Raw genomic sequence first — 11420 nt, 5'->3', positions numbered from 1 at the left:
TCCTGATTCTCTGTCCATAGGTCCCTCATCCCGGCCTGCATCCAGGCCGCATTGTGCCACGGGACAAACGCCCTCGATCCGGGGACTGTGTCACGGCACAGACCCCCGGCCCGCTCAGTCGCTTTCCCGCTGCCATTCGGGCGGCTTCCACAGGTGCTTGAGTTTCTGCGCCACCGGCCCCCGGATCCTCATGTCACGGAACATGTCCACGTATTCATGGGTCCAGAGCGTGATCAGGTCATCGCCCGGTACCGGGGTGGTGATGCCATAGACGGGCGGGTCCTTTTCCTTCTCATCCACGAAGGTGCCGAAAAGGCGGTCCCAGATGATCAGCACGCCCCCGTAGTTGCGGTCAATGTAGCCGGGGTTGCAGCCGTGGTGAACCCGGTGGTGACTGGGCGTGTTGAACACAAACTCGGCCCAATGGTGGAGTTTGCCCACCAGCTCAGTGTGGATGAAGAACTGGTACACCAGCGACAGGGCATAGGCGATGCCGATCCAGACCGGATTGAAGCCGACAAACGCCAGCGGCAGGTAGAACAGCCAGGTGCCGTTGAAAATGTTGGTGGCGTTCTGGCGCATGGCGGTGGTGAAGTTCAGCCGTGGCGAGGAATGGTGCACCACGTGCGCCGCCCAGAACCAACGGATGCGGTGCCCGGCCCGGTGCTGCCAGTAAAAGCAGAAATCCACGCCGATGAAGGTCAGCAGTCCGGTGAGCAGGTTCAGCTCAATGTCGAACAGTCGGTAGTGATAGAGCAGTGAATAGACGGGAAACGCGATGACCCCGGCAAACAGCAGTTCGGTGGTCTGATAGCCGGCCCCAAGCATGAAGTTCTTCACACCCTCGCGACCGTCCATCCGGTCCGGATCATGCTTGAGTTTCTGGTATTCCCAAAGCGCCACCAGCAGGAAGACGGGCGTCGCCACCACGAACACCAGCTGCCGGGCATCCAGGGCCAGCCACTCACTGGCGATCACCCACAGCGCCAGCAGGCCGCTGTCCGCCAGAACGGCGTGCATCATCTCAAATAGTGTCATGCCTGTTGCCCCTCCCGGGTTCGTTCGTACGACACCAGTATTGATCAACGCCCAGCGCCCATATTGACTTTTCACGCCACCATTTTGATGATTGACGCCATAACGCCTGACGGGAGATGGCCATGCGGATCAACGGTGCCTGGACCGGCCTGCTGACGGACTGGCTCGACGAGCAGCGGCTGGACGCCCCTGACACCCGGGACCGCCTCGCCCGTTATGCCCCGGACGACACGGTGCCCGTACCGGTATGGCGGGACCTGCTGGCCTCAGGGCTGACACTTGCCGAAAGCGAGCCGGCCCCGGAACTGGCGGTGGGGGCCTGCGTCCAGCCCCACCACGTGGGGGTCCTGGGTTACCTGGTACTGGCCTGCGACACCCTGGGTGATGCCATGCTCGCCTACCAGCGCTACGAGCGCCTGTTCTACGGCGAACAACTGGCCGAAATAGACGTAACCGGTTCCGATGCCGAGATCCGGTGGCCCCAGGGGCCGGAACCGCTGGGACTGCAGGCCGACGGCGCCGCTATTGCGGCCCTGGTCACTTTCCTGCGCCGACAGCTGGAAGACCCGCCTCCACCTTTATCCGTGAGCTTCCACGAACGGGCGGACAGCGAGCGTGCCCGTGCCTATGAGGCCTTCTTCGGATGCCCCGTTACCTTCGGTGATACCCACGTGCGCATGCGCTTTCCGGTGCAGCACCTGCAGCTGCCCATGCCCCGGCGGGACCCAACCCTGCGGGCCCTGCTCGACCGCCAGGCCAGTGCCCAGCTGGGGCTGCTGCCGGACGACCAGCGCCTGGAAGAACGCCTGAACCACCATCTGCTGCGTCTTCTCGCCGAGGGTAACCCCAGCCTTGAACGCATGGCCCGGGCCCTTCACATGGCACCACGCACGCTCCAACGCCGCCTGGGCCGTCATGACCTGAGCTGGCAGCAGTGGCTGGACCACGCCCGTAATCGGCTCGCCCACCAGTACCTCGCCGACCCGGCATTGAGCCTCAATGACATCGCCCTGCTGCTGGGGTATTCCGAGCAGAGCGCCTTTACCCGTGCCTTCCAGCGCTGGCACCGCCAGCCGCCGGGCAGCTGGCGGAATACGCCCTGCCACTGAGCCCACCACATGGTACGGTTCCGGTGCTGACTACAGGCTCAAAAGCCCCCGCACCAGGGCCGCCGCCCCGGCGAGGCCGGCAATGCCCAGAATCAGGCCACGCAGCCGTTCGCCATCAATCCGCCCCACAAAATGCGCGGACAGCAGGAATCCGGCAATCACGCCGGGGAAGGTCACAAGGAAAAGCAGCCACTCGCGCGCTCCCAGATAGCCTGAGAATGCCAGCGCGCTCAGACTCAGGAGACTGGCGAACAGAAAGAAGGCGGACATGTTGGCGCGTACCAGTGGGCCGCGCTCGTTCTGGTAGATCATGGCGATGGGCGGGCCACCCACGGCGGTAATGGTCCCCATGAAGGTCGAGGCCATGCCGGCCAGAACACTGCTGCGCCCGCTCAGGCGCGGTCGCCAGCCAGCCACGCTCAGCCCCACAGCCACCAGGATCAGCACGCCGAATATCAGTTCGAACCCACGGGGTGAAATCGCCATAAGGGTAGCAGCGGCCAGGCAGGTTCCGACCACGCCGCCGCCGATCGCCAGACGCACCTCGCGGACGCGCACCGCCATCCGGTTGCGCACCAGCATCATGACGGTGAGCAGGGTGGCGTTCAGGGTCAGCGGACCAGGCACCAGCACGGGGCTGATAAGAAACAGCAATGGCGCGGACAGGGTGCCGATGCCATAGCCCACAACCCCCTGCAGGCAGGCTCCGGCCAGAACCACGAGATTCGCAAGCAGTATCTGATACAGCGCCAGTTCCGCCATGATCCACCACTCCCAAGCATGGAGCGCGCAGTCTACCAGAACCGGATCCGCGTGCCCGTCTTGATATAACGCAATGCAGTGATGCGGCGCTTAACGCACTGTCTCCATGGTGTATTACACTGGTAACCGTTCCGGGCCTGAAAGGTCCCGCTCCAACAACAAAACAGGGAATTGCACCATGATCCTCAGTCACGCCTTTGGCATGCTCTTCCGCCCTGAAACCGAATGGGCGGCCATCAAGCAGGAAAAACCCACACCGATGGTGGTCTACGGCCTCTACATCGTGATCCTGGCCCTGATCGGACCGATCTCCGCCTATATCGGCACCGTGGAAACCGGGTGGACCATCGGTGACCGGCTCATCAAGCTGACACCGGACAGTGCCATGCAGCTGGTCATCCTGACCTACCTGGCCATTCTCGCAGGCAGTTTCGCCCTGGGTTACGGCATCAACTGGATGGCCACCACCTTTGGCGCGGAGAAGGAAGAGAACGGCAACAACGCCCTGGCCCTGGTGGCCTATTCACTCACGCCCATGTACATCGCCGGCCTGACCCTGCTCTACCCGGACCCCTGGGGCAATGCCATGATCCTGCTGGCAGCCGCCAGTTATGGCGCCTGGCTGATGTGGAAAGGGGTGCCCGTAGTGATGGGCATGAGCAAGGAACAGTCGATGGTCTACTGCGGCGGCATCCTGACGCTCGCACTGGTACTGCTCGTGAGTACCCTGGCGACCACCGGCCTGTTGTGGAACTTCGGCTTTGGCCCCACCTTTGTTGAGGCAGGCCTTTAAGCCCCCACAGAAGGAGGATCCATGACTGCAACGGCACTGGTCCCCATTGCCAACGGCAGTGAGGACATAGAGTCCGTCACCATCATTGACGTACTCCGCCGCGCCGGCGTCGAGGTAACCGTGGCCAGTGTGCACGCTGATGCCACTGTCACCGCGGCCCGGGAGACGCGGATCACTGCCGACACCCTGATTACGGACTGCAGCGACCGGACCTTCGACCTCATAGCGCTTCCCGGCGGCATGCCGGGAGCCCGGAACCTGGGCGACAGTGCCCCCCTGGTGGGGATGCTGCGGGCCCAGAAGGAAGCCGGCCGACTCTACGGGGCCATCTGTGCGGCCCCGGCTGTGGCACTGGAACCCAATGGACTGCTTGAGGGCCACGCGGCAACCGCGCACCCCGGCTTCCAGAGCAAGCTCACCAACCAGAGCCGGATTGGTGAGCGGGTGGTGGTCGACGGCCACTGCATGACCAGCCAGGGGCCCGGCACGGCACTGGCGTTCGCCCTGACGCTGGTGGAACATCTGTGCGGCCGGGCGAAGCGCGACGAGGTCGCCGCCCCTATGGTCCTACCCGGCGCGTGACAGCACCCGCCGCACCAGCAGGGGGCCGAGAAGCTCAAACGCAATGGTGGATGTCACCACGGTCGCCACGATCAGACTGCCGTGCTCCGGATGACGCTCGGCTGCCAGCAGTGCCATGCCCATGGCAACCCCTGCCTGCGGTGTGAGCGCCAGCCCGATACCCGGGCTCAAATCCCGCCCCCGGTGGCCAAGCAGAGTCACGCCCAGGCGTCCGCCCACATAACGCCCCAAAACCCGCAGGCCGATATAGGTCAGAATCAGCCCCCCGGCCGACCCCAGATACGCAAAATCCACGCTGGCTCCGGAAAGCACGAAGAAAAAGACCAGAAACGGCCATTCAATGTGCTCAATCTCGGTGAAGGAACGGGTGTGGTGGTGAGTGACGTTGACGATCACAAAGCCCGCAACCATCGCGGTCAGAAGGGATGAGAGATGCAGGTATTCGGACAGGCCTGCAATCAGGAAGACGAGTGCCAGTGCTTCAGACTGGGTCGGCTCCCCTGGCCGCAGCCTGCCGGTCAGCCAGGCCGCCGGAAGGCCCAGCCCCACACCGACAAGCACCGCCCCGCCCAGTTCCCAGCCAGCCTCAAGAAGCGCGCCTGCGCCATCCCCGGAAACGAGAAAACCCAGCCCGGCCATCACCAGCCCGAACACGATGATGCCCCAGGCATCGTCAATGGCCACAATTCCGCGTATCACCCGGGACTGGGTGTCATCCTTTCCTGTTTCACGGATGGCTTCACTCACGGCCGCCGGATCCGTGGCCACCGAAATGGCAGCGAGAGAGAAGGCCACCGCCAGGGGATAGCCCACTCCCAGCAACCCGGCCGCCACCGCGACCGCACCCACGCCGATCACACTCAGCGAGATCACAAGGATGGCCGGCCCGGTAGCACGCAACCGGTCCAGGGTCAGCTCCCCACCCAGCAGGAAGGCCACCATAACCAGTGCCAGGGTGATCAGTGGCTCGCTGAGCTCGCCCAGCGGGCGCGCCTCAGCGTACCCCAGAATGCCCTGCTGCACTGCGGCGACCAGGACGCCGATCAATACCAGCAGAGAAATACGGGGGAGGCGGGTACGGGTCGCGATGGCGTCAGCCAGAACGCTGACACTCAGCAGCAATCCGATCACGATCAGGTGTGTAACGGTGGTTCCAGGGTCCGTCATCAGGTCTCTCAGGCGTTGACGCAGTCAATACAGCGCGTAACGGTAGGGTCCACACTGAGCCGATTCTCACCGATGGCCTCGCCGCAGACAAAGCAGTCCCCGAAATCCCCGGCCTCAATGCGCCGCAGAGCGCCCTCGATACGCGTCAGCATCTCCAGACGGCGCCGCGCCGAGGCCTGCGCCATCTGCTGGCCCTGCAGGGCATCCATGCGTGAAAGCCGACCCATGCGCTGCTGGTCCAGCTCCACTGTACCGGTCGAGCTCCCGCCTTCACGCTCAATCGCCTGCAGCTCCTCGCGGAGATCCAGGAGCCGCTGTCGCCAGGTTTCCGGATCCAGTTCCTCAGTCATCGCCCTTTCTGCCCCGATACCTCTGAATCAGTTGCTGTTTACGGCTTTCGAGTCTATCACTGATGGCAACGGGGTAATGGGTATCCGTTGGTGTAAGCGACCGGAGTGCCTCCGGCAGGGCAGCCAGTTCCCGGGCGGCGTGTTCACGTACTGCCTGCAGCGGGGGAAGGGCCCCAGTGCAGACTTCACCCGCGCGGATAGCCGGCCGCAGCAGAGGCTCGGCACCTTCCGGCGCCGGTTCGTCGGCGGCAGCCACTGTGTCTCCGACCATTCGCCCCTGCTCGCTGTGGCGCCACACCTGCTTAGGACCAGGCCAGGTACTTTTATTGCTGGAGGCCTTGATCCGCGGTTCACCCTTGTATTCGGCCAGCTTGTAGGCGAAATCGATGCTTGCCGCGTCCGAAACCGCTGCCCATTCAGTGCCAACGCCGAAGCCGTCGATGGGGGCACCGGATCCAACCAGATCCCGGATCGCGTACTCATCGAGCCCGGAAGACGCAATGATTTTCACCTCCGGGAAGCCAGCCGCATCCAGGCGCTGACGGGCAGCGCGGGATAGTTCGAGCAGATCCCCGGAGTCCAGCCGAACAGCAGTAGCAGGCCGCGGCCCTTCCCGGGCACTGCGCAACAGTTCGATCACCCGATCCACACCGTTGAGGGTGTCCCAGGTGTCGACCAGCAGCGTGGTCTCCGGCCAGTAGTGGCTGAAGGCGCGGAAAGCCTGCGCCTCATCGCCATAAACCTGCACGAAGCTGTGCGCCATGGTCCCCAGAACCGGGATGTCCAGCGCGCGCCCAGCCTCAACATTGGAGGTTCCAGCAGCCCCAGCGACCCAGGCCGCACGGGCCAGATTCATGGCACCTTCGCGGCCATGGGCCTTGCGGGCGCCAAAGTCCATCACCGGCCGTCCCGCCGCGGCCTGCACCACACGCGCTGCCTTGCTGGTCAGCACGCTCTGGGCATGCAGTGTGTTGAGCAGCAGGGTTTCCACCAGCTGGGCCTGGATCAGCGGCGCCCGCACACGGAGCACGGGCTCCAGCGGGAACACCACGCTGCCCTCCGGGATGACATCCACGTCCCCGGTGAAGCGCAGTCCGGACAGCATTTTCAGAAAGTCGCCGGGGAAACGGCCCAGCCCTTCCAGCCAATCAATCTCTTCCGGCGTGATGCGGAAATCGAGAAGCGCCTGTAACGCCCGGGTCTGCCCACAGCTGAGCACATAGTTCCGGCCTTGCGGAAGACGCCGGTAAAAGAGCTCAAAAACAGCATCCCCGTTCAGGCCTTCCGCGTGGTAGACGCGGGCCATGCTGAGTTCGTAGAGGTCGGTGAACAGCATGCGCGCTCCCAGCTTCAGACGATGTTGGCGCCGGCTTCGCGCATTTCTTCCAGTGCCCTGCGACCGCCATCGGGATCCACGGGCCGGGTGGCCTCCTGCATCAGATTCACGGCAAAGCCTTCCCTGAGGGCATCCAGAACCGTGGCCCGAACGCAGACATCCTGCGCCAGGCCTCCGATCCAGAGCCGGCGGACACCCTGGTGCCTCAGCCAGTCACCCAGGCCCGTCCCATCCAGTGCTGAGTACTGGTCCTCACCCTCGAAGGTGCCCTTGGAGACCAGGTGGGCATTGTCCGTGAGTACCAGATCCGGATGGAAGGCAGCGCCTTCGGTCTCCTGGATGCAGTGCGGCGGCCAGGGACCACCCCGGGCCTCAAAACTGCAATGGCTCTGGGGATGCCAGTCCCGGGAGGCGGCCACGGGCACACCTGCCTGACGGGCGGCTTCGATGGCCTGGTTCAGCACCGGCACCACAGCATCGCCCTCTGCCACCCCGAGCGCGCCGCCGGGACAGAAATCGTTCTGGACATCCACAACGATGAGCGCATCATCACTCTCATAGGACGGGTTCATGGGAACCTCCTCCGGGCTGAATCGGGTTTTCCACGTACCGACTATGGTTCCAGCGCCCGACTGAATCAAGCATCAGAGCCCCCGCGATCCACCAGGGGGACTTGAAATCTTCTCTCAAGCCGGTAGGGTGTAAACGAAACCCGCAACCACCCGGGCTCAGCCAGAAGGCTGTGACCCCGCTGCTTGAATCCCCGTCCCGCATGGCGCTGCCCGGCGGGGCGATTCGGTCTGGCCTCACCGAGAGGCCGTTGAGCAGGAAAGCTGCCCGCATGGTCTGGTCTGACGTTCGTCGGACACGTGATGGACACTTTCCCTGACCAGAAGAACTGATTCAGAAATAGACAGGCAGCGCCGCTGCGCGCAGGCGAGCGGCCAGCCGGACAGCGTCGTAACGTGGCGGTGGCTATGGTTATCGTCCCCGGATCGTCTGGTGTGAAGCGTCATCCGCTGCTGCGGGAAACCGTTTACCGAGGAAAGCAACAGACTGAGGAGGTCTGATCTCATGACCGAGAAGTATGACAGTGAAGCCGTCAACACAGCACGTGACTACTACAACAGCACCGATGCCGATAATTTCTACTTCCACGTCTGGGGAGGTGAGGATCTGCACGTTGGCCTCTACAAGGATGATCAGGAGCCGATCCTTGACGCCAGCCGCCGGATCGTTGAGCACATGGGCGAGCTGATGAAGCCCCACGTGCAGCCCGGCCAGAAGCTGCTGGACCTGGGCTCCGGTTTCGGCGGTTCCGGTCGCTACCTCCACCAGGCGCTGGGGCTGGATGTAACGGGCCTGAACCTGTCCGAGGTCGAGAACGATCGCAACCGCGGCTTCAACAAGGACGCGGGCCTTGAGGACAGGATCACGGTCGTGGATGGCAACTTCGAGGAGCTTCCCTTCGAGCACGGTACCTTTGATGTGGTGTTTTCCCAGGATTCGTTCCTTCACAGCGGCAACCGTGAGAAGGTGATCGAGGAGGTTGGCCGCGTTCTCAAGCCGGGCGGTCTGTTCATCTTCACGGATCCGATGATGGCGGATGATTGCCCGGATGGCGTTCTGCAGCCGATTCTGGACCGCCTGCATCTGGATACTCTGGGCTCCCCTGGCTTCTACCGGGATGCCTGCCGTCGCAATGGCATGGAAGAAGTGGACTTCGAGGACAACACGCCTCACCTTCCGCGTCATTACGGTCGGGTTCTGGAGGAGACTGAGCGTCGTGAGAAGGAGCTGGTCGAGAAGAACCTGGTGTCCCAAGAGTACATTGACCGCATGAAGACGGGTCTGAAGAACTGGGTCAACGGCGGTAACAGTGGTTACCTGACCTGGGGGATTTTCCGCTTCAAGAAGACCCAGTAATCACCTGAACAGGTGAACCTGGATTGAAAAGCCGGCCTCGCGGGGCCGGCTTTTTTGTGTCCGGACTGTTAAAGACGGGCTCCCAGGGTGGGGGAGGTCTTACCGGGAATCGCTGTAAATACATCCGTGTACGCTGCTCTTCCGCCATCCATGGCTCCAGAGCTTCCCGGTAAGACCTCCTCCACCCTGCGATCCCTGAGTTTTCGAATAGTCCGACCTAATGCGTTGGGTTCGTGATCCGGTCAGTCCGGAGTCGCTGTCTCTGATCGAATAAACGGTAACTCCCCGCCGTCACCGCCAGCATGGTGCCGAAGCCGGTGCCGGCGGCGATGGTGAACATCAGGAGAATCTGGTACTTCACCGCCAGGGCGGGTGGGCTGCCGGCCAGGATCTGGCCGGTCATCATGCCGGGGAGGCTGACGAGACCGGCGGCGGCCATCATGTTGATGGTGGGAATCATGCCGGAGCGCATGGCTTCCCGGCGGATGTCGCTGATGGCGTCCTGCCAGCGCTGGCCGAGCATGAGGCGGCCTTCGATGTCTTCGCGCTGGCGCCAGACGGTGTCGGTGAGGCGGTCGAGGCTGAGGGCGATGCCGTTCATGGTGTTGCCGAGCATCATGCCCAGCAGCGGGATGGCGTACTGGGGCTGGTACCAGGGATCGGGGCGGATGACGATGAGCAGGGTCATCACGGCAATGGTGAAGGCGGAGACGAACATGGCGGAGGTGCCGATGCCGAAGGCCCAGCCACCCCTGAGGCGGCGGCGCTGGCGCATCATGACTTCACGACCGGCCAGTATCACCATTGCCACGCCCATAAGGGCCACCCAGCCCAGGGCGCCGACGCTGAACAGGGCCTCAAGAACGAGGCCAATGAGCGAGAGCTGGATGGTGGTCCGCACTGCGGCAATCACCAGGGAGCGGCCGAAACCAAGGCGAACCCACCAGGAACAGCCTGCAAGAAGCAGTACCAGCACGGAGGCAAGCGCCAGCTGCCAGTATTGGAGCTCAATCAGTTCCATGGGAGGCCTCCTCCAGCCGACGGCCGTTGATGCGGTAGTGGGTATCGCTCACGCGGGCAATCTGGCTGGGGTCATGGGTGGCCCAGAGTGCCGGCAGGCCCTGGTCGTGGATACGCTTGACCAGCCACTGCTCGACCCGGTCACGGGTGGCTTCGTCGAGGTTGGCGGTGGGCTCATCAAGCAGCAGGGCCTCGGGGTCCAGTGACAGGGCGCGATACAGGGCCAGGCGCTGCTTCTCGCCGGACGACAGGCGGCTGACGGGCCACTGGTGGACATCAGGCTCAAACCCCAGTGCCGTTAGGTCGGACTCACGGGGTACGCCACAGTGTTCGCCCACGGTGTCATGCCACCAGCGGCTCTCGGCGGGCACCAGCATGACGCGGCGGCGCCACTCGTTGGCTTTCAGGCTGTGTGCCGGAGTCCCATCGAGACGGACCTCCCCCTCATGGGGATCCAGGTCGGCCACCGCACGCAGCAGCCGTGATTTTCCGGAGCCCGAAGGGCCGGAGAGACAGACGATGCCTCCCGGGGGCACCGTCAGGTCAATCGCATCCAGCTCGCCGGTGGCAAGGCCATTAAGGATCAGGGTCTGGTTCATGGGGTTGTGATCAGCCTGTAACAGTCATCATCTGTGGTGGTACCCGATAGCGTCGGCCGCGGCAGGGCCCGGTGCCGTCCACGGTGCAGGTGCGCCGGTTCACCCGCCGGATCCGCCCCTGGAGGCCGGGTCCGAAACGCACCCGGTCACCGGGGGAGAAGTCCCGGAGCGCCGTTTCTCCGGCGGTACTGACGATGTCAGTGGCCAGCACGACTCCCCGTGTCTGGGCTTCCTCCGCCAGCCGGCCGCGCAGGGCATGGGCGGCGCCGGCGCTGTGAAGCTGATCCAGCCACTGATAGAAAGCGGCGTTATGCACCTGGCCGTATCGCCGCCCGCCGGAACGGGTCTGGAGCAGGTGGGCGAACTCGTGGCAGCAGCCATGGGCGAGCAGGTTGAGCTCCGAAACGGCACCGCCGAAGTAGCCGCGCCCCTGGATCTCCCGTGTGGAAAGCCAGCCGCCGCAGAGAGCCGGCTGGGCCTTGTCCGCGACCATGAGTGTACCAATCGTAATGCAATGGTCATCACGGCGGGGATCATAGCGGTGCCAGGTAGCACGCCCCGAGCCCACCCGCGTGCGCAGCCGGCATGCCGGCGCCCAGGCGTTATGCAGCTCATGGCAGGCCTCGGCCATCAGGCCGGCAACGACTCGGGCTCGCTCCAAAACACCCCCTCCTGATTGAAGCAGCCATTATAGGTCGCGTTCCGGCCAGTGACGAATCCCCGCCAGAACTTTAGACT

General features: G+C 63.8%; 13 protein-coding genes. 4 read left to right on the top strand and 9 right to left on the bottom strand.

The annotated features are described in order from the left end of the window. Window positions 1-114: 114 nt before the first annotated feature. Window positions 115-1038: a sterol desaturase family protein gene (locus GLW01_RS09940; protein WP_160898951.1), complete on the bottom strand. Its 924-nt coding sequence runs from the start codon at window positions 1036-1038 to the stop codon at window positions 115-117. 122 nt (window positions 1039-1160) lie between these two features. Between GLW01_RS09940 and GLW01_RS09935 the strand changes: the two genes are divergently transcribed. Beyond that, window positions 1161-2147 carry a helix-turn-helix transcriptional regulator gene (locus GLW01_RS09935; protein ID WP_237416561.1) on the top strand — a complete coding sequence of 329 codons (987 nt, stop codon included), beginning with the start codon at window positions 1161-1163 and terminating at the stop codon, window positions 2145-2147. Window positions 2148-2177: 30 nt separating this feature from the next. Here GLW01_RS09935 and GLW01_RS09930 read toward each other — a convergent pair whose 3' ends face one another. Further along, window positions 2178-2909: a sulfite exporter TauE/SafE family protein gene (locus GLW01_RS09930; protein ID WP_160898949.1), complete on the bottom strand. Its 732-nt coding sequence runs from the start codon at window positions 2907-2909 to the stop codon at window positions 2178-2180. A 178-nt stretch (window positions 2910-3087) separates the two neighbouring features. Between GLW01_RS09930 and GLW01_RS09925 the strand changes: the two genes are divergently transcribed. Together GLW01_RS09925 and GLW01_RS09920 are read left to right on the top strand one after the other, a co-directional pair. Next, a complete protein-coding gene (locus GLW01_RS09925; RefSeq protein WP_151439758.1) occupies window positions 3088-3702 on the top strand; it encodes a Yip1 family protein in 615 nt (204 codons plus the stop codon). A gap of 21 nt (window positions 3703-3723) precedes the next feature. Continuing rightward, window positions 3724-4284, top strand: coding sequence for a DJ-1 family glyoxalase III (locus GLW01_RS09920; protein WP_151439757.1), 561 nt, complete (start codon window positions 3724-3726; stop codon window positions 4282-4284). On the opposite strand, the gene GLW01_RS09915 is transcribed toward GLW01_RS09920, so the two are convergent. The 4 genes from GLW01_RS09915 to GLW01_RS09900 are packed head-to-tail and all read right to left on the bottom strand — an operon-like array spanning window position 4270 to window position 7709. Next, window positions 4270-5451: a cation:proton antiporter gene (locus tag GLW01_RS09915; RefSeq protein ID WP_151439756.1), complete on the bottom strand. Its 1182-nt coding sequence runs from the start codon at window positions 5449-5451 to the stop codon at window positions 4270-4272. The genes GLW01_RS09920 and GLW01_RS09915 overlap by 15 nt on opposite strands. 8 nt (window positions 5452-5459) lie before the next feature. Next, complete coding sequence (locus tag GLW01_RS09910; protein WP_160898948.1) at window positions 5460-5801, bottom strand: TraR/DksA family transcriptional regulator; 342 nt, start codon at window positions 5799-5801, stop codon at window positions 5460-5462. Further along, window positions 5794-7149: a nicotinate phosphoribosyltransferase gene (locus GLW01_RS09905; protein ID WP_286173274.1), complete on the bottom strand. Its 1356-nt coding sequence runs from the start codon at window positions 7147-7149 to the stop codon at window positions 5794-5796. The genes GLW01_RS09910 and GLW01_RS09905 overlap by 8 nt, the downstream gene beginning before the upstream one ends. A gap of 2 nt (window positions 7150-7151) precedes the next feature. After that, a complete protein-coding gene (locus GLW01_RS09900) occupies window positions 7152-7709 on the bottom strand; it encodes a nicotinamidase (protein WP_160898946.1) in 558 nt (185 codons plus the stop codon). 502 nt (window positions 7710-8211) lie between these two features. On the opposite strand from GLW01_RS09900, the gene GLW01_RS09895 reads away from it, so the two are divergent. Continuing rightward, entirely contained in the window at window positions 8212-9063 is an 852-nt protein-coding gene (locus tag GLW01_RS09895) for an SAM-dependent methyltransferase (protein WP_151439752.1), read from the top strand. Between the two features lie 217 nt (window positions 9064-9280). Here GLW01_RS09895 and GLW01_RS09890 read toward each other — a convergent pair whose 3' ends face one another. Genes GLW01_RS09890 through GLW01_RS09880 form a run of 3 tightly spaced genes read right to left on the bottom strand, consistent with a single transcriptional unit; the run spans window position 9281 to window position 11343 of the window. Next, window positions 9281-10084, bottom strand: coding sequence for an ABC transporter permease (locus GLW01_RS09890; RefSeq protein WP_151439751.1), 804 nt, complete (start codon window positions 10082-10084; stop codon window positions 9281-9283). Beyond that, window positions 10071-10682: an ABC transporter ATP-binding protein gene (locus tag GLW01_RS09885; RefSeq protein WP_160898945.1), complete on the bottom strand. Its 612-nt coding sequence runs from the start codon at window positions 10680-10682 to the stop codon at window positions 10071-10073. The genes GLW01_RS09890 and GLW01_RS09885 overlap by 14 nt, the downstream gene beginning before the upstream one ends. 10 nt (window positions 10683-10692) lie before the next feature. Next, window positions 10693-11343, bottom strand: a complete 651-nt coding sequence (locus tag GLW01_RS09880; RefSeq protein WP_202405663.1) for a hypothetical protein — start codon at window positions 11341-11343, stop codon at window positions 10693-10695. Between the last annotated feature and the right edge of the window lie 77 nt (window positions 11344-11420).

Source organism: Vreelandella halophila (genome assembly GCF_009856365.1).
GTDB lineage: Bacteria > Pseudomonadota > Gammaproteobacteria > Pseudomonadales > Oleiphilaceae > Halospina > Halospina utahensis_B.
This window is presented reverse-complemented; position numbering and strand designations above follow the sequence as displayed.